Origin of the sequence: Labilibaculum antarcticum (genome assembly GCF_002356295.1) — a bacterium.
GTDB lineage: Bacteria > Bacteroidota > Bacteroidia > Bacteroidales > Marinifilaceae > Labilibaculum > Labilibaculum antarcticum.
This window is the reverse complement of record NZ_AP018042.1, coordinates 4131081-4153546: the sequence shown is the minus strand read 5'-3', so window position 1 is coordinate 4153546 and position 22466 is coordinate 4131081. Positions and strand designations below refer to the sequence as shown.

General features: G+C 35.2%; 25 protein-coding genes. 10 read left to right on the top strand and 15 right to left on the bottom strand.

Going from position 1 to position 22466, the window contains the following annotated elements:
• Positions 1-243: 243 nt before the first annotated feature.
• On the bottom strand, positions 244-822 hold the full coding sequence (locus tag ALGA_RS16440; protein WP_096431003.1) for a molybdenum cofactor guanylyltransferase: 579 nt from the start codon (positions 820-822) through the stop codon (positions 244-246).
• Between the two features lie 122 nt (positions 823-944).
• Here ALGA_RS16440 and msrA point away from each other — a divergent pair, with 122 nt between their 5' ends.
• Together msrA and ALGA_RS16430 are read left to right on the top strand one after the other, a co-directional pair.
• The gene (msrA, locus tag ALGA_RS16435; protein ID WP_173804022.1) at positions 945-1565 is read left to right on the top strand and encodes a peptide-methionine (S)-S-oxide reductase MsrA; all 621 of its coding nucleotides are present in this window, start codon (positions 945-947) and stop codon (positions 1563-1565) included.
• Between the two features lie 422 nt (positions 1566-1987).
• Entirely contained in the window at positions 1988-2428 is a 441-nt protein-coding gene (locus ALGA_RS16430; RefSeq protein ID WP_145957653.1) for a hypothetical protein, read from the top strand.
• Here ALGA_RS16430 and ALGA_RS16425 read toward each other — a convergent pair.
• The 4 genes from ALGA_RS16425 to ALGA_RS16410 form a co-directional block, all read right to left on the bottom strand.
• A complete protein-coding gene (locus ALGA_RS16425) occupies positions 2395-3474 on the bottom strand; it encodes an AMP-binding protein (RefSeq protein WP_145957652.1) in 1080 nt (359 codons plus the stop codon). The two genes, ALGA_RS16430 and ALGA_RS16425, sit on opposite strands and share 34 nt — an antisense overlap.
• Positions 3475-4515, bottom strand: a complete 1041-nt coding sequence (locus tag ALGA_RS16420) for an o-succinylbenzoate synthase (protein ID WP_096430995.1) — start codon at positions 4513-4515, stop codon at positions 3475-3477. It abuts the gene before it with no gap.
• 65 nt (positions 4516-4580) lie between these two features.
• Entirely contained in the window at positions 4581-5483 is a 903-nt protein-coding gene (locus ALGA_RS16415; protein WP_096430993.1) for a 1,4-dihydroxy-2-naphthoate polyprenyltransferase, read from the bottom strand.
• Between the two features lie 297 nt (positions 5484-5780).
• A complete protein-coding gene (locus ALGA_RS16410) occupies positions 5781-6149 on the bottom strand; it encodes a hypothetical protein (RefSeq protein ID WP_096430991.1) in 369 nt (122 codons plus the stop codon).
• Between the two features lie 254 nt (positions 6150-6403).
• Here ALGA_RS16410 and ALGA_RS16405 point away from each other — a divergent pair, with 254 nt between their 5' ends.
• Entirely contained in the window at positions 6404-6988 is a 585-nt protein-coding gene (locus tag ALGA_RS16405) for an HD domain-containing protein (RefSeq protein ID WP_096430989.1), read from the top strand.
• 96 nt (positions 6989-7084) lie between these two features.
• Positions 7085-8965: a sensor histidine kinase gene (locus ALGA_RS16400; protein ID WP_096430987.1), complete on the top strand. Its 1881-nt coding sequence runs from the start codon at positions 7085-7087 to the stop codon at positions 8963-8965.
• A gap of 6 nt (positions 8966-8971) precedes the next feature.
• Here the strand turns inward: ALGA_RS16400 and ALGA_RS16395 are convergent, their stop codons facing one another.
• From ALGA_RS16395 to ALGA_RS16365, 7 genes are all read right to left on the bottom strand, one after another.
• Positions 8972-9463, bottom strand: a complete 492-nt coding sequence (locus tag ALGA_RS16395; RefSeq protein WP_096430985.1) for a GNAT family N-acetyltransferase — start codon at positions 9461-9463, stop codon at positions 8972-8974.
• Between the two features lie 230 nt (positions 9464-9693).
• Positions 9694-10353: a hypothetical protein gene (locus ALGA_RS16390; RefSeq protein ID WP_096430983.1), complete on the bottom strand. Its 660-nt coding sequence runs from the start codon at positions 10351-10353 to the stop codon at positions 9694-9696.
• 240 nt (positions 10354-10593) lie between these two features.
• Positions 10594-11418, bottom strand: a complete 825-nt coding sequence (menB, locus tag ALGA_RS16385; RefSeq protein WP_096430981.1) for a 1,4-dihydroxy-2-naphthoyl-CoA synthase — start codon at positions 11416-11418, stop codon at positions 10594-10596.
• A complete protein-coding gene (gene menD / locus ALGA_RS16380; protein ID WP_096430979.1) occupies positions 11415-13112 on the bottom strand; it encodes a 2-succinyl-5-enolpyruvyl-6-hydroxy-3-cyclohexene-1-carboxylic-acid synthase in 1698 nt (565 codons plus the stop codon). The genes menB and menD overlap by 4 nt, the downstream gene beginning before the upstream one ends.
• A gap of 100 nt (positions 13113-13212) precedes the next feature.
• Positions 13213-14334 carry an isochorismate synthase gene (locus tag ALGA_RS16375; RefSeq protein WP_096430977.1) on the bottom strand — a complete coding sequence of 374 codons (1122 nt, stop codon included), beginning with the start codon at positions 14332-14334 and terminating at the stop codon, positions 13213-13215.
• A gap of 1 nt (position 14335) precedes the next feature.
• The gene (locus ALGA_RS16370; RefSeq protein ID WP_096430975.1) at positions 14336-14752 is read right to left on the bottom strand and encodes a PaaI family thioesterase; all 417 of its coding nucleotides are present in this window, start codon (positions 14750-14752) and stop codon (positions 14336-14338) included.
• A 152-nt stretch (positions 14753-14904) separates the two neighbouring features.
• A complete protein-coding gene (locus tag ALGA_RS16365) occupies positions 14905-15096 on the bottom strand; it encodes a cold-shock protein (RefSeq protein WP_096430973.1) in 192 nt (63 codons plus the stop codon).
• A 530-nt stretch (positions 15097-15626) separates the two neighbouring features.
• On the opposite strand from ALGA_RS16365, the gene asnA reads away from it, so the two are divergent.
• The 5 genes from asnA (at position 15627) to ALGA_RS16340 (ending at position 18794) form a co-directional block, all read left to right on the top strand.
• Complete coding sequence (gene asnA / locus ALGA_RS16360) at positions 15627-16664, top strand: aspartate--ammonia ligase (protein ID WP_096430971.1); 1038 nt, start codon at positions 15627-15629, stop codon at positions 16662-16664.
• A gap of 163 nt (positions 16665-16827) precedes the next feature.
• Positions 16828-17352 (top strand): SRPBCC family protein, encoded by a 525-nt coding sequence (locus ALGA_RS16355; RefSeq protein WP_096430969.1) that lies wholly within the window; start codon positions 16828-16830, stop codon positions 17350-17352.
• A gap of 4 nt (positions 17353-17356) precedes the next feature.
• Entirely contained in the window at positions 17357-17914 is a 558-nt protein-coding gene (locus ALGA_RS16350) for an SRPBCC family protein (RefSeq protein ID WP_096430967.1), read from the top strand.
• Between the two features lie 12 nt (positions 17915-17926).
• On the top strand, positions 17927-18142 hold the full coding sequence (locus ALGA_RS16345; RefSeq protein ID WP_096430965.1) for a YgaP family membrane protein: 216 nt from the start codon (positions 17927-17929) through the stop codon (positions 18140-18142).
• A gap of 265 nt (positions 18143-18407) precedes the next feature.
• A complete protein-coding gene (locus ALGA_RS16340) occupies positions 18408-18794 on the top strand; it encodes a DUF3795 domain-containing protein (RefSeq protein WP_096430963.1) in 387 nt (128 codons plus the stop codon).
• A 51-nt stretch (positions 18795-18845) separates the two neighbouring features.
• On the opposite strand, the gene ALGA_RS16335 is transcribed toward ALGA_RS16340, so the two are convergent.
• Genes ALGA_RS16335 through ALGA_RS23005 form a run of 3 tightly spaced genes read right to left on the bottom strand, consistent with a single transcriptional unit; the run spans position 18846 to position 21686 of the window.
• A complete protein-coding gene (locus tag ALGA_RS16335) occupies positions 18846-20195 on the bottom strand; it encodes a sensor histidine kinase (protein WP_096430961.1) in 1350 nt (449 codons plus the stop codon).
• Positions 20185-21555, bottom strand: a complete 1371-nt coding sequence (locus tag ALGA_RS16330) for a sigma-54-dependent transcriptional regulator (protein WP_096430959.1) — start codon at positions 21553-21555, stop codon at positions 20185-20187. Before ALGA_RS16330 ends, ALGA_RS16335 begins: the two co-directional genes overlap by 11 nt.
• Positions 21531-21686 (bottom strand): hypothetical protein, encoded by a 156-nt coding sequence (locus tag ALGA_RS23005; protein WP_153244856.1) that lies wholly within the window; start codon positions 21684-21686, stop codon positions 21531-21533. Before ALGA_RS23005 ends, ALGA_RS16330 begins: the two co-directional genes overlap by 25 nt.
• 48 nt (positions 21687-21734) lie before the next feature.
• On the opposite strand from ALGA_RS23005, the gene ALGA_RS16320 reads away from it, so the two are divergent.
• A complete protein-coding gene (locus tag ALGA_RS16320) occupies positions 21735-22445 on the top strand; it encodes an ABC transporter ATP-binding protein (RefSeq protein WP_096430955.1) in 711 nt (236 codons plus the stop codon).
• Positions 22446-22466: the final 21 nt, after the last annotated feature.

Here is a 22466-nt window from a genome sequence, read left to right as displayed (position 1 = left end):
ATGTGTTGTAGAGCATAAAAACCCACTTTGGAATTAGTCTAAAAAAAGAAACATCACCGAAGACACTGATACAAACAAATATGCAACTATTTAGATCTTTACTAAATTAGATTTATTGTAATTTTTCTTTATTTGTATTGAAATCCAGCTCTCAAAACCCCTCAGTTAAGAGTATTGAGAATATTCTCATTACGAGAATACCTTTTTAAATTAAGGATAAAATTCGTTAATACTCTGATTTTATTATAAAAAATTTATATCATGGAGAGAATTAGCATTGGATAACATTTTGGGATTGAAATAAGTCAATTCCTCGCTTACAGAAAATGTTTTAGTAGTTAGTAAACCTAGAAGCTTCATCATCTTATAATTCCCTTTTAATAATTCCTCTTCTATCACTTTAAAACATGATGCTTTATAAACAGAGATCAAAGGTTGTCCTCTCTCTCCTTTATCAGTAGGGAAAATTGCGTCTGCATTTCCAATATTTAAAAGTAAATCGTTAAATAACTGAAAAGGAACATTAGGCACATCACAAGCTAAAACAAGATAATAATCTGCCTTTACCGCTTTCATACAAGAATAAATCCCTCCAATAGGGCCACAATCTTTAATCTCATCAGCTACAACAGGCAAACTAAGGTAGTCGTAACAATCTTTATTAGAACTCACAACAATATTTTTGCAAGTATTTCGCAAACAGTCAACAGAATACTCAATCAAAGACTTTCCTTTCCATTTTACCAGCCCCTTCTCTGTGCCCATGCGAGAGCTTTTCCCTCCAGACAAAACAATACCTACTATTTGTTTGTTTTCTATCATACTCAAATATAATGAAGAATTATTTGAAGCCAAATTAAGACTTTAAGCTCTTTTAATTTTGATATAATAGTCGAATCGATTATTTTTAGAACGATTTTAAATAAGAACCAAAACCGGAAAACATGAAAAAGTCAATATGTATCGTCTTTGTATTAATTTCCGGCTTATTATTCGGAAATACAACTATGCGTGAAATGAAACAAAATAAGGAATTACAAACAATAACATTAGGAGCAGGGTGTTTTTGGTGTGTTGAAGCAATTTTTCAGGAACTAAAAGGAGTTGATAAAGTTGTATCGGGCTACATGGGAGGTAAAGAAGAATCAACCTATGAGCAGGTTTGCTCAGGACAAACAGGACATGCCGAAGTTTGTCAAATTTCATATGATCCAACTGTAATTAGCTTTAAAGAACTTCTTGAAGTCTTTTGGCAAGTTCACGACCCAACTACCTTAAACCGACAAGGTGCTGATGTGGGTTCACAATATCGTTCAGTCGTTTTTTACAATAACGACGAGCAAAAAAATATTGCAGAGACTCTTAAGAAGAGATTAAACGAATCTGGAGCTTGGGATAATCCGGTAATCACAGAGGTATCGCCTTCGTCAATCTTTTATCCGGCAGAAAATTATCACCAGGATTATTTTAATAATAACTCAAATCAGCCCTACTGTTCGTTTGTTATTAAACCGAAACAGGAAAAATTCAAAAAAGCCTTTAAAGATAAATTGAAACAGGAATAAATATAATGCCACTTTTAAAGTGGCATTTTTTTCATTCACCAAATAAATCCTTATCTTCCTTTAAGTTAAGGCATTTTTCAACTGGAATTTACTTCGATTAATCAAATCCTAACTGTGGCTTAACAATAAAAATATGCATTAATTTTCCTTTATAGTATTTTTGAATTGACTATTCAACCAAAATTATAAAAATGATTAAACTGCTACTCTCGTTACTCATAATTAACGCCATGTCAATTCTGGCATTCTCACAAAAAAGCTCCATTTGGAAAGAATATCCAAATTTTGGAATTATGCATTACTCAGTTATTTTAGATGATAATTTTGAAGTCCAATCTAACTATCAAAACTCGATATTCGAGACATCTAAACTAATAACAACAAAAAACACAGAATTAAATTCGATTAAAATTCGTTACAATGTGAAAACAGATGTAATGGAATGTAAAATTGGGACGCAACACAGTGTTATTAAATCTCCTGAAAAATTAAAAGAGATTACTATAAATGGTGAGTGCTATGAGTACAAAAAATATTTGGTTAAAAAAGATACTACCAGCGGATATCTTCAAAAACTATACGGTGGGGGGCAAAAAATCTATGCTAGATATTACATACTATCAACTAAAAGCAAATTGGATTTTAAAAAACCAAAATCTTACTATTTAGTTCAGACTAAGGGTGAAATACCAAGAAAATTAAATTCTGCAAATCACTTAATTTCAAAATATTTCAAATCCTTTCTGAAAGAAGCCAAAAAATTTGAGAGGAACAATCAATTGGATTTAAACAGACCGCAAGACTTTAAAAGATTACTTGCTTACCTTGATCATTTAAGCATAGACGCTGTTGCTTCACGCTGAAGTTTGCCATTTGGAGTTCGTTTAAATTCTTGAATAAAAATAATAGCTCGGGCTTGTTCGTATTTTCCGAGCAAGCCTTTTATTTTTGCCAATAAATTGGATACATATTCGGAGGATTGATTGTCCTTTTCAATAATCAGCACTAGCTTTTGTCCAAGCAATTCATCCCTAATCCCGGTGATGAAAAAAGGGTCAGAAATAACATCTCTAAGCTTTTCCTCTATTTTCTCGGGGAACAACTTAACCCCTCCTGAATTCACAACATTATCATATCGCCCAAGCCAGACAAAGTGCTTTTCATCAACAAGTTCCACTACATCATTCGTGCAAATTACTTTTGAAATAATTTGTGGCGCAGTAATCTGTAAACAAGCTCGCTTATCAAGAGAAAAAGTAACATTCCCCAATCCTTGGTAATACTCCGATTTACTATTTCCATTTAAAGGTTTAATGGCAACATGAGAAACGGTTTCAGTCATTCCATAACTTGAGAAACATTTGGTGGGCAATTCTTGTAACTGATCTTCCAAATTAGCATCTACTGCACCTCCTCCTATTAAAAGATTAGCGATTAAGCCAAAGTCAACCCCATCTTTTAAACAATTAATCACTTGAAGTGGAACCATAGCTGCAAAATCAATTTTATCCTTCAAATTATTCAATGGGTGTCCGTTTGGATCCACAAGAATCAAGTTTAACTGCCACAGAAAGGCACGAACAACCATCATCTTACCTGCTATAAAATTTGTGGATAAACAGAGCAAAGCAGTCTGTCCTTTTTCAAATTTAAAATATTCGCCTGTTAATTGAGCCGAATTTATCATGCGCCCCTTCGATAAATCCATCAATTTAGGTTCTCCTGTTGATCCGGAAGTATGAGCAACAATGGTTTCTTTTGAATCCAACCATTCCAATATAAAAGAATAAACATCGCGCTCCCATTGAAAATCACTTATCGACAATTGACTGGCACAGTGTTTAGGCAATTCTTCTTCCGAATATAATTTACCATTTATAGTGAGTTCCCGCATATCTGTTTCTATCAATTAAATCTCCCATTTTGCCGAAGTATCGTAGGCTAAAAAGCCTTTACTCATATAGAGAGGCGACACTATGTTATTGCTATAGATTTGTCCGGTGCCCAGGCCTTGTGGCATTGGATTATTAAGAGTGTAAGTCCATTGCGCGATGGCATTCAGTCCTACATTAGATTCTAATGCCGAAGTTATCCACCAAGGTATTTTTCGTTCTTCAGCCAAATCAATCCATTCTTTGCTTCCTTTTATTCCACCCAATAAACTTGGTTTCAGAATAATGTATTGAGGCTTAATTGTATTTAAAAGTTCATTCTTCAAACTTAAATCAGACACTCCAATCAATTCCTCATCCAAAGCGATAGGCAGTGGACTAGACAAACACAAATCTGCCATATCATTCCATTGTCCGGCTTTTATTGGTTGCTCGATAGAATGAATTTGAAATTCGGATAAGATCTTCAACTTACCCAAAGCATTTGCGGGTAAAAATGCGCCATTGGCATCAACACGCAATTCTATTTTATCGGATCCAAAATCTTTACGGATGGCCTGTAAAAGTTTAATTTCCTCATCAAAATTGATAGCTCCAATCTTAAGCTTTAAACAATCAAATCCATCTTCTAGTTTTTGCTGAATCTGTTCTTTCATAAAACCCGAATCACCCATCCAAACAAGCCCATTAATTGCAATTTGTGCTTTTCCTGCTGTAAAATCAGAAGGGAAAAGCACTTTACTTCCTTTCGACTGAAAATCTAAAAATGCCGTTTCCAATCCAAAATATATTGAAGGCCATTCTATTAATCCATCCTCCAAATAATACCAATAGTCATCAATACTCTCGCAAATTTCTTTGATTTTATCCTCATAACCTTCCCTGTCATCAGAACTCAATCCTTTAATGATGGAACATTCACCTATGCCAATCACATTTGGATTTTTATCATCCCAAATTCGAATGAACCATGAATCTTTTTGAGTTAAAACACCCCGAGAGGTTCCGCTCGCTTGTTTAAAAATCAGAGGATAATATTGATAATCTGCTTTAAGCATATTTTTTATAGATATGAGATGTGAGATAAGTCGTAAAATCTCAGTTCCAACTTATCAAATCGAGTTTAAAGTACCAATCCTAATCCAAAACTAAGACTGAATAGTAATGTAGAAATTGCCAGACGTTTTAATTCCGGATCCAAATCTCGTGCATTTTCATTTTTAAATACGTGCAAAACATTTCGCACAATAAACGGAAAGCTCAGTAAAAACAAAAACTGAAATACTGAACCCCAATGAAGTAATGTATACAAACAAGGAAGAATCATGGCTATGGAAAGAAGCATTAAATGATATCTCTTTGCATTAGCAACCCCCATCTTCACAACAAGAGTCATTTTCCCGGTTTTTGCATCATTAGTCACGTCACGCAGGTTGTTCAAATTCAGAACTCCCACACTAAGTAAACCGACTGAAATAGCAGGTAAAAAAAGACTCCATGACATACTTCCTGTATGAAGAAAATAAGTGCCTAAAACACCAACCAAACCAAAAAAAAGGAAGACAAATAAATCACCAAAGCCAGTATATCCATATGGATTTTTCCCAACCGTATAATTTATTGCAGCACCAATAGCTAAAAGACCAATAAACAGCATAACACCTCCTTGCTTGAGGCTTATTAACTGCATCCCCTCATACAAAAGCCATAAACCAGAACTTAATGAAAGTAAAACAAAAAAGGCAAGCATTCGTTTCATCTCTTTCTTGCTGATAACACCACTCTGCACAGCTCTTTCTGGCCCAACCCTCTCCTTATTATCAGCTCCTGAAATAGAATCGCCCAGATCATTAGCCAAATTTGACAATACCTGTAAAAATAAGGTAGTTAGGGTTGATAAAATGAATATTTTAAGACTGAATGCATGATCAGCAGCAGCTAAAAAACTCCCCAAAAAAATACTTGAGAGTGCCAGAGGTAATGTGCGTAATCGAAATGCATGAATCCATGCTTCTGTTTTGTTCATAGGTCTAACCAAATTTGAAAGTCAAAGTTAGTAAAATTAGACGCAGATTGTTTGTGATATTTATGATTTACGTAGATAGAAACTCCATTATTGCTATTTAAAAAAGGCCTAAAAAGCATGGCGCATAAAAACGACCCCGACAAAACAAATACACATCCCAACCCTGTAATTACAAAACAAATGCAAGCTAATCCTTATTTTAGTGCAAGACGCTATTGATTCAAAATCAAAAAAAGAGTGATGCAATACATCACTCTTTCTGAATTCGGATAAAATAATTGATGTAAAAAACGATATCTATGCCTCCAATTCAGGAGTTATTGATTCGGCAAATTTATTTGAAAGTGAAATGTATCTATTTTTAAAATCATCATGCTTCAGATATTCTTTAATCTGCTCCCGCCACCCACTGGCTTGTTCTGATAATTCCATGATTCGGTGCTTATTAGAAATGTCTGATTTAGATAACTTCTCCTTCTCAACCACTTCAATATAGTTATTTACCCAGGTTTCATACTTCTGCAAAAAAATCTCACGATCCTGTTCTGATGAAAAACGATTTAAGTTAATATCAGCTAAAGCTTCCGTTTCAATTAATGCAGCAGCCCCTATTGTTAGCCCCAGTTTCTGAAAAAAACTTCTTCTTGTACTATTTTGATTACTCATACCATTCAAATTAAGACTTTAAGATCTTAAACTTACTATTTAAATTTAGGTTATAAAAGAATAGTACGCAAAATTAAGACGCTGATCTTTCTGATTTCATAAGATTAAAGATGATAATCTTACTCATTTATCCCAATTCATACCTCATCATATTTAATTCTTCCTTAAATTCAATGCTGTTATTAAATACGGATTCTCGTAATCCTAATTTTTCAATATGAGTAGCATTATTTATAATTTTTAATTCCTAAGTCATGAAACACATCCCTACCCGCGAGGAAGCATTCGAACTTTTAAAGAAACACACCAAATCGGAGAGTCTTATCAGACATGGATTAGCCGTAGAGGCAGTAATGAGATATTACGCTAAAAAGCACAACGAAGATGAAAATAAATGGGGAATTATAGGACTCGTTCACGATTTGGATTGGGATCAATATCCGGAAGAGCACTGTCAAAAAACCAGAGAAATATTAGAATCGGAGAATTGGCCCGAAGAATACATCAGAGCTGTTGAGAGTCATGCATGGTTGACCTGCACAGAGGTTGAGCCTAAAACAATACTTGAAAAAACACTTTATGCTGTTGATGAGTTAACTGGTTTGGTTACTACCACAGCTCTAATTCGGCCGTCGAAATCGCTACTAGACCTTAAAGTGAAATCCGTAAAGAGAAATTGGAAGAACAAGCGATTTGCTGCCGGTGTAGATAGAACTGTGATTGCAAGGGGGGCCGAAATGCTTAATATGGAACTTTCCGATTTAATACAAGGATGTATTGAGGGAATGCAGAATATTTCAGATGAATTGGGATTAAAGGGGATTGATCAGACATCATAAACTTATTTTTATCCAATGTAAATAGCGCTAAACGCCAACAAATGCAGCATTGTAACGTAAAGAATTTAATGGCATCATTAATTTAAACATGAAAACATGCGAAAATTATTAGCTTTCTGCATCATCTCTTTTCTTCTTACCATTTCAACTATTGGAAGCTCACCAATCTTTGCTCAACCCTCATCTAAAAATGAGACAAATGTTTTGGTTCTTCATAGCTACCACCAAGGATTAGCATGGACTGATAGTATAACCAACGGAATACGAAGCGTTTTTAAAGACAGACCAGATATTAATTTGATTTTTGAATATCTGGACACTAAGCGTAATTATAATGAAGAATACTTCAAAGCTTTGCAAAATATTTATAAAGTTAAGGCTAAACAAATGCCGTTTAAAGCTATAATTACCAGCGATAATGCGGCTTTTGATTTCATGAAAGATTATGGGAGTAAATTCTATCCAAATATCCCTGTAATTTATTGCGGTGTGAATAATATGGATCCAGACATTCTCAAAGATTATCCCAATTTTTTTGGCTATGGAGAAAAGGCCGATCATTACGGAACCATCTCGGCCATAAAGCGCATATTTCCAAATAGAAAAAATATTTTCATTATTAATGACAATACCGAAACAGGACAAGCTATTCAAAAAGAATTAAAAAAAATTACACCTCAATTTAAAGGCCTTAATTTTGAGTCGATTTCTGAATTCACAATGGAAAGCCTACAGCAAACAATCAGGAATTTAGATGACTCCTACGTAATTTATTTGCTTGTACTTAATCGCGATAAGAATGGAAAATTTATATCCTACCAAAAAGGCATAACACAAATTAAAGAGGTTGCACATGTTCCAATATTTGGATCCTGGGATTTTTACCTCAACAAAGGCTTATTTGGCGGAAAAATTACAAGAGGCTATGAACAAGGTGAAAGAGCTGGAATGCTTGCCTTAAAATTGATACAGGAACCTTTTACTAATGACATCCCGCAATTCAACAATCTTCCAAGCTCATATGTTTTCGATTACAATGAATTGATTTATTTTAATGTTTCCAAAAGTCAATTGCCTAAAAACAGTATCATACTAAATGAGCCAAAAGATTTTGATTTAATTCTAAAAATCGGCGTTATCAGCATCATTATATTAATTGTTCTTGTATTAATATTAATCATCTGGCTGAAAATAAAACAAAACAGAGCCAAAGCTCTGCAACAGCTCGTTCTTGAAAAAACATCAAAATTAAACGAAACCAATATAGAGCTCGAAAAGGTGATTCAAAATAAAAATAAGTTTTTTTCGATTCTCGCTCACGATTTACGTGGTTCCATCGGAGTGCTTTTAAACTTATCTACTTTTATAAACAATGATGATTTTGAGATTAGCGAAGAAGAAAAAGACGAATTCAATAAAGATATTTTTCATGTTGCCACAAGAACAAATGGCCTATTGGAAGATTTATTTTATTGGGGGACAAATCAACTAAAAGACGGTCCGAAATTAACCTATACTGAATTTGATATCAATGAGGTATTAACTGAAATGACCAAAACCTTTCGTATAAATCTTAGCGAAGTTAGTTTTGAAATTGATTTTACTGGAGAACTAAGAATAACAAGTGATCTTAACATTTGTAAATTCCTATTTCGGAACATCATTCAAAATGCAATTAAATATAGTTACAAAGGAGGAAAAATCACAATTCGATCCTACTCTGCCAATAACCTATTCTATATTGAAGTTAAAGATCAAGGATTAGGTATGTCGAAGGAAATTATTGAGAGTATCTATCAAAAAAATCCGATTCGAATTGAAGGTTTATCAGGACAAAAAACAACAGGTATGGGCTTGCCCACTGTTCTTGATTATTTGGATATTTTGGAAGGACAACTCTTAATAGAAAGTGAAACAGGCAAAGGATCAACCTTTACCATTGTTTTGAGAAGCCATGAAGAATCAGAACAAGTTTAAAAAACCTCAGATTTTTCTTCCATAATATAAATGATCGCAGATTTCACCGTCGATATCGGCTACATGAGGCATTAAGCCCCAGCGTTCGAAACCAAATTTCTCAAGAAGTTTTAGGCTTGCCAAATTTGCCGCCAATAAAATCGCAAAGAGGCTTTTAAATTTATATTTGGAAGCTTCGTCAATAGAAAACTGCAATAACTGAGAGCCAATTCCTTTCTGCAAATTCTCCTCATCTATGTAGTAACTCACCTCAGCAGCAGATTGCAAAGCCCTGCGCCCTGCCCTGTATGCACTATAACAAATCCATCCCACTACCCGATCATCTTCAACTGCTACAAATACTGGATATTGATCAGATTGATGCCTTTCAAACCATTTTGTACGCTGCGCCAAACTAATTTCATCCAAATCGGCAGTACAATATTTTTTACGTACAGCTTGATTGTAAATATCATTAATGGCAGGAAGATCTGATGAAGTGGCTAGGCGGATTTTCATTGTATTTCTTTTTTATTTTGAGTGATCAAGATAATGAAAAAATGGATTCATGAACCCCTAAATTCCCCAAAAGATAACTTCTTCCCAAAACTCCTGTCAGTAAGCCCCTGTAGGGGTTTGGGGTTCTCCTCTGCAACCAAGACAAGTTTTGTTTAGTACTAGACTGCCTACAAAACACAAGATGTAATCGTTCGAGAGCAAGGCTTGTCTATATACTTTATACCGGATCTCTATACAGGAGCAATATTTTTAACAAAAATGTGATTTATTTCATCATCCTGTAAGTATTCAATGTCTTCGTTAAACTCATCTTCTTCAGTATTTTTTTCTGCAACCTGAGGTATCTTCTTATAGCCACATCTGGAATAAAATGAGTTGAGCCTTTCTTGTGCTTTATCGTAATTTTTATCGTCGGTGATTCCTTCGAAACCTAGAGGAAAGCTTTTAAGAACCACATAAGCACAGGTCGATTTAAAATAGATATCTAAACTATTTAAGACATATTTACCATATCCTTTAGCTCTGTATTTTTCTTTTATCTCCAATCTATTGACAAGCAAAATATTCGTATTGAAACTATCGCCCACCAAGTCTAAAATCTGATCATTAATAGTAGAATAGGTATCGTCTAATATAGCTGTTCCCACCGCAAGAGATGAGGCAGAATGATCAAATGCGTCCATTAAGCTACAATGCTCGGCTTCGAAATTCAAGTCGTACATCTCTAAACAGATCGTACCAATCTCGACCTCATCCAGATCATAATTATCAAATTCATCATATGAATGGATTAAGATCTTCCCCTCATAAGTCGTCATATTGGGATGAGAAGCATAATCTACATCTAACAAATGCGAAAAACGGTATTCTACTCTAACATTTTCGTCCATATATTCAATATTTTTATTGAGATGCAAAGAAAGTAAAAACCTCTAGAATAGTAAACAGATATTCATTTCCTCTTAATTCTAAAGTGTAATGTCGGTGGCAGGGGTGTAGATATTTGATCGCGGGAAGATTCGATGAAGTGGCTAGGAGGATCTTCATTTTAGGTTATCGTAAGGGACATGACAGTCATTGTCCGAAATGAAATAGGGACACGCCATGGCGTGTCCCTACAGTTATATTCTTTAACCTGGAAATTTAGGGAATTTCTGAAAGTCAGGATCACGTTTTTCAAGGAAAGCATTTTTTCCTTCCTGTGCTTCCTCCATCAAGTAATACATCATGGTTGCATCACCAGCAAATTCCATTAATCCACGTTGTCCGTCCAACTCAGCGTTTAAACCTCGTTTGATCATTCGCAATGCCATTGGGCTGCGCATTAACATGGTTTTACACCAGTCTACAGTTTCATCTTCCAATTGCTCTAAAGGAACCACTTTGTTCACCATTCCCATTTCTTCGGCTTCTTTAGCGGTATATTGCTTGCAAAGGAACCAGATTTCGCGGGCCTTTTTCTGACCTACGTGACGAGCCAAAAAGGAAGAACCAAAACCAGCATCGAAACTACCTACTTTTGGTCCTGTTTGTCCGAACTTCGCATTATCAGAAGCAATCGTTAAATCACAAACAACGTGGAGTACGTGTCCGCCACCAATTGCATACCCATTTACCATGGCAATAACCGGCTTGGGCATAGAGCGAATTGCTTTGTGCAAGTCCAATACATTTAAACGAGGTACACCGTGCTCATCAATATAACCACCTACCCCTTTTACATTTTGGTCGCCACCTGAACAAAACGCTTTATCTCCCGTTCCGGTAAACACAATTACACCAATATCGCTGCGTTCGCGACATATTTCCATCGCATCCAACATATCAAAATTGGTTTGCGGACGAAATGCATTATAGACCTCTGGTCGGTTGATTGTTATCTTTGCAATCCCTTCGAAAAAATCGAATTTAATGTCTTCGTATTCTTTAATGGTAGTCCAGGCTCTGGTTGTCATACCTTTGATTTTATGGTTTTAAAATAATTTATTAATACTTGATCGTTCACCGTTCTGGGCGTTTTAATTTCCAATATTGCCGCACGTTTGTTTGAGGCATAGAAATCAGGAAGCACATTGTTCACTTCCTCTTCATTTTCGGCATGAAAATAATCCAAACCAAATGTTTCAGCCAATTTATCGGCTTTATAATCCTGCACAGTCTCAAAATATTCTTCCAATTCCTCAACTCCCGAAGGACCGGATATAAAACGAAAGATTCCTCCTCCTCCATTATTAATCAGAATAATTTTAAAATTAGACTGCAAATATTTATTCCACAATGCATTCGAATCGTAGAAAAAACTGATATCACCCGTAATTAAAGTTGTTGTTTTTTCGTTCACCAAAGCGGCACCTGCTGCGGTTGATGTGCAGCCATCGATACCACTGGTTCCACGATTCGAATTATAAGTATGTGTACCTGATATTTTGAATAATTGTGCGTAACGCACAACTGAACTATTGGCCAACTGAAGATTTCCATCTTCAGGAATCCCATTTAGGATTTGCTCAAAAGCTTTTAAATCACTCCACTCTATCCCTTTAAGATATTCGGCATGAATTTCAGAAACCTCAGCATCTCTGCCTTTCCAATGTTCTAAAAAGGAACTATCAGATGGTTTTATCAATGGCAATAGTTGCTTGAAAAAAGCCAATGGCGATACATCAATATGAGAAGTAAGGTTTTTAAATGTATCGATAAAATGATCCTCTTTTCCAATAAACCAATGCTCTGTTGGCTTGTTATCTCTTAAAAATGTTTTAATCATTTTCGAAACCAATGGCCCGCCAAAATTAATCAGCAAGTCTGGCTTAAAATCATCTAATTCCTCCTCTTTTATCGAGCAAATCACCCGATCGATACAAGGCAAAAATTGTTTATTGTGGAGGTTCGACACCGATTCGGTAAGAACTACAACATTCTTGTTTTGAGCCAATTCGGCAAGCAATTCATTCAATTCGATTTGCTGATGCAGCAAACCAACTACAATTACAATTTTCTGATTGGAATTGATAATATCAGCAATAGAATCAATTGTATTGGAACTTAACTGATCAACCGAATTGATTTTTCCAATCACCCGCTCAATCGAATTCGGATAGCTTTTCACGCCATATAGCGGTTCCCGCAAAGGAAAATTGATATGAACAGGTCCTAATCTTCCACTTTGAGCTTTCGATAATGCTTCATTCACCATTCGGTTCAGATACCAGCAGTCATCCTGATTATTTGCATCCAATGGCAACTGATAGCTCGCCTTAACAAATTGTCCGAAAACATTGACCTGTGGCAATGCCTGCGAATCATCCTGCCCAATCCACTCTACCGGGCGGTCAGCTGAAATAACCACCAAAGGCAATCTCTGATAAAAAGCTTCGGCAACCGCAGGTCCGTAGTTCAACAATGCGGTACCCGATGTACAAACCAAGCCAACCGGTTTTCTTGTTTGCTGAGCAATGCCAAGTGCAAAAAAACCTGCGCTTCTTTCATCAACAATCACCAAACTCTTAATTCGATCATCTTTAGCAAAAGAAATACTTAAAGGTGCGTTACGAGAACCAGGCGAAACAATTACGTATTCCATCCCTTTGGCCCAACAGATATCAATTAATTCTTTAATCCCTTTAATATCCGAATAAGTCCGTTGCATATAATCTATTTTTCTTTAATCGATACGAGCATTCAAAATGCAAAAGATTGCATTTTGAATGTATGTTTGCTCAAATTTATAATAATTTATTGGGCTTGCCTTACGAACGAATCACATTCAGTAAGGTTTGAGCTTTTAAACAGGTTTCCTCCCATTCTTTTTCAGGAATTGAATCAGCCGTTATTCCACCTCCAACAAAAAGAGCCATCTGATTTTCAAGCACTTTCATACTGCGGAGATTTACGAAAAGGGAAATCGATCCGTTCGATTCAATTGGCCCCAAATAACCGGCATAATACTCCCTGTCGTGCCGTTCAATCTCCCTGATTAAATCCATAGCCTTGCTTTTGGGTAATCCACAAACTGCAGGAGTTGGGTGAAGATCTTGAACTAAGTTTGACAATTGATGAAAATTCATGCCATTTGGGAGCATATAAGTTGTTTTTAGGTGAACAACATTCCCAGCCTGAGCTGTTACCGGGCCAGTTCGATGATAGTCGCTTACATTGTGATTTTCCAGCACCTTTTCAACATACGAACTTACCAAAGCCTGTTCGTACACCTCTTTTTGTTCCCATTTAATTTGATCGACTATTCTACCTGCAAGTTTTTGAGTTCCTGCTAAAGCAACAGTTTCAATTGCATTATTTTTTGATGACAATAAAGTTTCCGGACTTGCACCAATCCATGTTCCAACTTTGGGTATCGAAACCAAAAACACAAATGCAGAATCGTAAGATTCTGATAATTTCAAGAATGAATCAACGGCGCAATTCATCCCCATCCCATCTAACATTTGAATTCTAGATAAAATTGCCTTTTCCAACTTGAATTGTTTTAAATCATTGATCATTTTGGTGACCTGATCAAAATACAATTCATGCGGACTTTCAAAAATCCGACCTAAAGGATATGCCTCATCCATCTTAATATCAGCTGATCGCAGTAATTGAATCGAACCAGAATCAATTTCAGTCGCAGCCAAATTAATATCACTGCGTATGAACCATGATTTATGGCAACTTTCTATATCGAATGGAGAAAACACAAAGCCATTCTGCTCATCCAATTCTGACAAAGAATGATAATCCTTCAAATCCAGATCGGTTTGAACTCCTATCTGAATCATCCCTGATTTAGGCAACTGATAAGCGAAAAAGGGGAAATTATTCTGCAAACAGCAGCACAAGAAAGAAGACAATTCATTTCTATTTTCCACCATTTTATTTTTTTAATATCACATTGGTTATTCGGCACACCGAAATCAACTTTTCATCTTCATTTAGGATATTCACTTCAACAACGTGAGTCAAGCTTCCTTTATGAATGAAATGTGCCTTTGCTGTTATAATCCCGGTTCGTGTGCTTCTAATGTGATTGGCATTAATCTCCATTCCTTTCACATCGAATTTTTCCACATCGGTCTTAATTACTGATAAAGCACTCCCAACAGATTCGGCCAATGCAAGTATTGCACCACCGTGTAAAATTTTCATCGGTTGCCAATGATTAGGTGTTACCTGCATTTCTGCAACTAAGTAGTTTTCTCCTACTTCAGTGTAAACAATACCCAAGTGCTCCATTAATGTATCCGAGCACATCTTATTTAGCCCAACCAGTGTTTCTATTTCATTGATCATCCTACAAAATTAATATAATCTGCAATTAGAAAAAGTCAAAGGAAAAGTTTCCTTGATTAATATTCTTTATTACCCGTAAAGGTGAAATGTAGTGCACAAAAAAAGCTCAACATTACATTGAGCTTTACTAAGGAAAAATATTTTATTCCGACTTAGTTAATTTTTACATTAACCGCGTTCATTCCTTTTTTTCCTTCAACAAGGTCAAAAGTTACTTCGTCATCCTCATTAATTTTGTCAATTAATCCTGTTACATGAACAAAGAGATCTTCTCCTGTTTCGCTGTTCTTAATGAATCCGAATCCCTTGGATTCGTTAAAAAATTTTACTGTACCTGTAGGCATTACTTAAGAAATTTAAATTATTATGAAGTAAATTTACTTATTTTGAATTGATCTCAAAATAATTCCATGAAAAATTTAAAAGATATTTTCATTTGCACATCAGACTAATTAAAAAGGTGTAAAACAAAACCTTATCCTGCCAAAATTCATTTAACCGTAAGAAAAACAAGAATTTTTTGCTGATTCAATTAAAATTTCTACTTTAGCCAAAGTAAAACTCATCCAAAATGAACCAAAAATTTAATTTCAATAATCTTTTCAATAATTTGATGAATAATTATTCATTGAAATCGGGAAGCTTATAGAATAAATAAAAATATTCAATTACCAAGCCTTCCCAATTCGGGAAGGCTTTTTTTTTACCTGTACATGAACAAGCAATTTCAAAATAATAACATCAATAATATTTCTCCTCTTGGGTGAGAAAGGATATTGTTATACATATATCAGCCCTTCTTATCAACGAGAAAGGTTTTTTTTTGAATCAATCTAACTTGAGGAAAACTCCTCATTATCAAAATTTACCACAAATGAAAAACTTATTTATCCCAAAAGATTACCAAAGCACATTGGATCTTGATGCAACAGAAAAAGCCATTAAATTTATTAAAGATCAATTTCAATTGCATTTGGCTGCTGAATTAAAATTACGAAGAGTTACAGCACCTATGGTTGTAATGAAAGGAACAGGACTTAATGATGATTTGAATGGTATTGAACGCCCTGTGTCATTTCCAATTAAAGGCTTAGATGATCAGACAGCGGAAGTGGTTCATTCTCTTGCAAAGTGGAAACGCTTTATGTTGGGAGAACTAGATATTCCTACCGGCAAAGGGATATACACAGACATGAATGCCCTTCGTCCTGATGAAGAGTTCACTAATATTCATTCCATTTATGTAGATCAATGGGATTGGGAAAAATCAATAACAAAAGCCGACCGCAAGTTAGATTTCCTGAAGCAAACAGTAAAGCAAATATATGCTTCGCTTAAAAGAACAGAATATGTTTTAAGCGAGTATCATGCACCTCTTCAGCCAATTCTTCCGGAAGAAATAACATTCATTCATTCTGAGGAATTATTGGCGCAATATCCTGATTTGACACCCAAAGAACGTGAAACTAAAATAAGCAAAGAATTTGGTGCTGTATTTATTATCGGGATTGGTGGTGAGCTTGCAAACGGAGAACCTCATGACGGCAGAGCTCCCGACTATGATGACTGGACAACACCGAGCTCAAATGGATATCATGGTTTGAATGGTGACATTTTACTTTGGAATCCTATACTTGAGCAATCATTTGAAATTTCTTCCATGGGAATTCGAGTTGATGAAGAAGCATTAAAATTGCAATTAAAAATTTGTGGCGAAGAAAAAAGAAAAGATCTTATGTTCCACAAAAAGCTTCTTGCAGGAAAACTCCCTTATTCTATTGGCGGTGGAATTGGTCAATCAAGATTGTGTATGTTCCTGTTACAAAAAGCTCATATTGGGGAAGTGCAGTCAAGTATTTGGCCTGATGAATTAAGGGATGCCTGTAAAAAAGCCGGCATTATCTTTCTATAACAGCAATACGAATTACAAAAGAGTCCTCTTGAACAGGACTCTTTTTTTTTGAATCATTCCAAATTAAAAATGAAAATTCCCTATCTTTAGTAAATCATGTTTAAAGCTTAATAAAATTGCATTACCACACTAACCAGGTAACTACTAACCAAAACCTTACACCATGAAAATTTTGCTTTACATTCTACTTGGACTTGGCCTCTTGGTGGCTATTATTCATTTTATTGCCCCTAAAACTTACCATGTTGAAAGAAAAATTGTAGTTTCAGCCAATATCGACACAGTCTTCAAAAGTCTTTGCTCTCTAAAAGACCAACAGGTTTGGTCTCCATGGGGTTCTAAAGACCCAGATATGATTGTTGAATACAATGGAACTGATGGTGAGCTTGGTTCGACTTCACACTGGATAGGAAATAAGGAGGTTGGAGAAGGAGAACAAGAAATTACCAAAATAGAACCCACCTCTTATATTGAAACAGAACTTCGTTTTTTAAAACCATTTGAATCGACCAGTACCGGTTTTTTTGCAATCAAACGAGTTGCAGAAGGAACCGAAGTTACCTGGGGATTCAAGGGAAACAATACATTTCCAACAACCTTAATGATGGTATTTATGAATATTGATAAAGCCATTGGGCCAGATTTCGAAAAGGGATTGGCTGATTTTAAATCATTCATCGAAAAATAAATTCATGAGAACCTTAAAAAAATCGGGTATTATATTGCTTGTTGCAATTCTAACCTTCATTACACTTGGTCTTTTCCTAAACAAACAAGAATATCAACTTGAAACCACAATTAATCGTCCCTTAGCAGAGGTTTTTCAATTATTCAATGATCACAACCGACTTTCGGAATGGCTTACTGAAGTTCAAAGTTTTGAACCAATCACCGAAACGGAGAACAGAATTGGAAGTAGATACAAAATGATGGTAGACAATGATGGGAAAATTGTCGAATTAATAGAAACACTGACGGATTATAAAGAAAACGAAATGGTTGAAACGGAATTCGTAGCTGGATGGATGCACAAATACAACCATTTTACATTCTCAGAATCAGAAAATGGCACTAAAATAATTGCACACTATTCTATTGAAGGAACCAATCCATTTGCTAAATCCTTGTTTCTATTTTTCACCAAAAGCTTTCAGGAAGTTGATGGAACCAATTTAGCACGCTTTACAACTTTTGCAGAAAAACAAGCTATATTTATTGAACCAATAAACGAAATTGATATTGTCAACTAAACGTAACAGACTATGAAAAAAAACATGGGTAAGATTGATCGTATTTTAAGAGTAATTGTAGCTCTTATTCTAGCAATCCTTTATTTTATGAATATCATTACAGGAACTATTGGAATTGTAGCTTTAATAATTGCAGGCATGTTCCTTATTACAAGCCTTGTTGGGAGCTGCCCTCCTTACGGACTTTTTGGCATTAACACATGCAAAGTTAAAGAGCAAAAGAAATAAGATTATCTTTAAAAATAGTACATCCCCAATGAGAAATCTTTGGGGATTTTTTGATGCCTGTTTTTCAACCAAAAAGTTGAAACTACATGCATAAAACCGCATTTCTTTTTCTCGACCCAAAGAGCAAAACACTCCCGTTTAATTTATAATCAATAAGCTTTAAAACATCTTGAAAACTTCAATATCTTCCTTATATTTAAAGATATAATTCTGTAATTGAAGATCGAGTGAAGAGAATCATGAAGTAAAAAACCTCAGTGCTAAAATGGGAAAAATTCAGGAGAAAGATAAAATAGCCTACTGCGGAGTTAACTGTTCAACTTGTCCTGCTTATGTGGCAACAAAAAAAAATCAGGCCATTGTACGAATAAAGATTGCAGAACTTTGGTCAGATAAAGAAAATAAGTATGAAGCTTGCGAAATAACCTGCAAGGGATGTCATGAGCCATGGGGCAAAAAATTTCGACATTGCGCAGAATGCCAGGTTAGGGATTGTGCCCGAAAGAAATCATACACTACCTGTGCAGAGTGTCCTGAATATCCTTGCAGCAAATTAAATGATCTACTTCAAACTTTGGATGAAAAGATTAGCCGAATAAATCTGGATGAACTAAAGTATAGCAATATAAATCCCGCTTTTTTTCCGCAATAAATTTTCAGGCATTTCCAATTTTAAAACACTCTTACTATTCGATTTACAGGACTAAAACTGAAGAGAAAACTCTGTTAATCGATCTGGTTTTGACCGAACAGATACTGTACCACCATGCAAGCTCATAATTTGTCTGGAGAGATTTAATCCTATTCCCGACCCTTTCTCCTTTGTCGTAAAAAAGGGTGTAAAAACAGTATCAATAACATCATCAGGAATTCCCTTGCCATTATCCCGAACAATAATAAAATTAACGGGGTTTCCTTGTCCTGTCGAAATAGAAATTGATTTAGATTCCGTATTCTCTAGTGCCTCTATCGAATTGCGAATCAAATTGATCAATACTTGTGAAATTAGTTTCTCATCTGCAATTAGCTCCTGCTCAGAATCATACAAATGGGTTGTAAACTCAATATTTTCTGATTTAAACTCTTCCTTAAATAGAGTATCGATATGCGAAAACAATTTCTTAACTGAGAGCAATTCAAAATGAGGTTTAGGTAGCTGTGTTAAATTTTTGTACCCATCAACAAAAGTCATTAAGCCTTTGCTCCTTTTGCGAATGGTTTTCAATCCCATTAAAGTATTTGAAATAGCGCCATCGCTCAATATTTCCTTACATGGTTGATCACCATTTTTCTCATACAAATCAATTAAACTTCCCGATAACATAGAGATAGGACTCACCGAATTCATAATTTCATGTGTGAACACCCGAATTAATTTATGCATCGCATCCATTTCCCCCTTGTCAATTGCATTTTTTATATCCTGAAAAGCAATCAATTTTATGCAATCCTCTTCCAATCGAAAATCGACTGCCTTAACTGCCAATTTCAAAATTCGACTTTTCACCAAATATCTCCTCAGGTTTTGTGTTCCCGTCTTTACTCTAAGTAAAAAATCAGGAAACTCTTCTTCAATACAATCCAATTCTGAAATGTTCTGAAATTCTTTAACCAAAAACAGATCCTTAAAAGCCTTATTGCACAATCGCACATTTCCGTTGTGATCAAACGCCAACAATCCAACTCCCACCAGCTCTACCGTGTTTTGAAAGAAAATAAAATCCTTCTCTTTTTCAATCTTCACCTTTCCAAATGCATTGATAATACGATTGAAACTGTGATGCAGATTTTGGAATGCTTTGTCTTGTTTTTGCTCATTAAATACCAATGTAGAATCTTGATACTGAAAGGCAGAAAAGAATCTGGACAAATCGCGATTTGTTTTATTGATATAAAAAATAAGATATCCAATTTGTAAAATCCATAAAGCAAAAAGACTAAAGGTCGTTACCACCATGTACTCTTTTGAGAGTGTGAACCAAAACAAAACCGGCGTAAGGGATATCAAAATAATTTGAACAACCATCCAAACATAAAATCTTTTATAAATCATACTTTTTAATTTTATCGTATAATGTAGACCGGTTTATCCCTAATTCCTTCGCCGCAAGACTCATATTCCCACCAGTATGCTTTATTGCTTTCTCAATTAATAACTTCTCATTATCTGTCAAATTAAAACTATCCAATATTTTTTTAGATAATTGAAATCCCTCTCCAATTAAAACATCCGAAGCAGATAATTTTTTAGTGTCCGATAAGATAACTGATTTTTCGATAATGTGTTGAAATTCGCGAATATTTCCTGGCCATGAATATTGCGAAAGTTTCTTTATTGCTGATTTCTCAAGAGTACATTCTCCTTTATTATACTGATCGGCATATTTCTGCAGGAAAAAATCAGCCAATTCAGGAATATCATCAATTCGTTCTCGCAGTGTTGGTAATTCAATCGTAATTGTATTCAAACGATACAACAAATCTTCCCGAAACAGACCATCTGCAGCCATCTCAAGCAAATTACAATTTGTGGCCGCGAGTATGCGAACGTCTACTTCAACAGGAGAATTTCCTCCCACGGGAACAATCTGTTTGTTTTGAATGGCTGTCAATAACTTTGTTTGCAGATGTATGGGAACATTTCCGATTTCATCCAAAAACAGCGTCCCTCCTGATGCCAATTCAAATCTCCCCATTCGATCCTCTTTTGCGTCGGTAAAAGCACCTTTTTTAGAGCCGAACAATTCACTTTCGAATAAGTTCTCGCTCAAAGAACCCAAGTCAACACTTACAAACACCTGATCTTTGCGGTGCGATAACAGATGAAGTTCCCTGGCAATTACCTCTTTTCCTGTTCCATTCTCACCTGTAATTAAAACATTAGCCTCAGTTGCAGCAACTTTTTCGACAGTTCGAAAAACGTCCAGCATGCCTTTGGAATTCCCCCTAACAAATTGAGTATTTTTATTAATCTGATGATTGATTTGTTTCTGTTTTTCCTTTAATCCTTTTATTTCGAGTTTCGAATTCCGCAATTTATAAGCAGAAAGTAATGTTGATAAAATCTTATTTTCATCCCATGATTTTTGAATAAAATCGACGGCACCCTCTTTCATCGCTTTAACAGCCAATTCTACATCACCATAAGCTGTTATAAGAACAACGCAGGCATTCGAATCAAAATCTAAAATTCGATTTAACCAATATAGACCTTCATTTCCAGAATTTATTCCTGCCTTAAAATTCATGTCCAACAAATAAACATCATACTCGTCCACTTCAAGCTGTGAAAGCAATTGATTGGGATTCTTAATGGTATCTATTTTTGCAAAATGAGGCTTAAGAAATAATTGCAAAGCAAATAATAGCTCCACGTTGTCATCTATAATTAAAAGCTTTCCTTTTCCTGCCATTCTTTTATCAATTTAAATTCATTGGTTAAAATAATCATATTGTTGTAAATATCGACATCACGTGTTGGATTTTCCAACACTATTTTTCTCATCACGAACACAAATGCCTGTATTTCTGTATCATTTGACAATGGCACAATACTTGGCTCATTCAAATCGAAACACACAAATTAAACAAAATGATAAAAACAGAAGCTCTGGCGAAAATATTTAGAACTGAGGAGATTGAAACCTCAGCTCTAAGCAAGGTGAATATCCACATTAAAACAGGAGAATTTGTTGCGATTATGGGACCATCCGGATGTGGCAAATCAACTCTCTTAAATATCATTGGCTTATTAGACAATCTGACCGAAGGAAATTACATTTTTAATGATGTAGATGTATCTCAAAAAACGGAAAAACAACGAACAAAATACCGAAAAGGAAACATCGGCTTTATTTTCCAGAGTTTTAATCTGATTGATGAACTTACTGTATTTGAAAATGTAGAATTGCCTTTACTATACATGGGAATTCCATCGGTACAGAGGAAAGAAAAGGTATTGGAAGTATTGGAACGTATGAATATTTCGCACCGCGCGAAACACTATCCACAACAACTTTCGGGCGGACAACAGCAAAGAGTTGCCATAGCACGAGCTGTGGTTTCGAATCCGAAACTAATTTTGGCTGATGAACCAACCGGTAATTTAGATTCAACAAACGGTAAAGAGGTAATGCAATTACTCGAAGAATTAAACAAAGAAGGGACTACCATTGTGATGGTTACCCATTCTCAGGCAGATGCCGAATATGCTCACCGTACCATTAATTTGTTTGATGGCAAAATAGTTTCGGAAAACCAAAAAGATATTCATTCACAAATCAGAGCAACTGCAGTATTATAAAATATCTAACAATCTTATTAC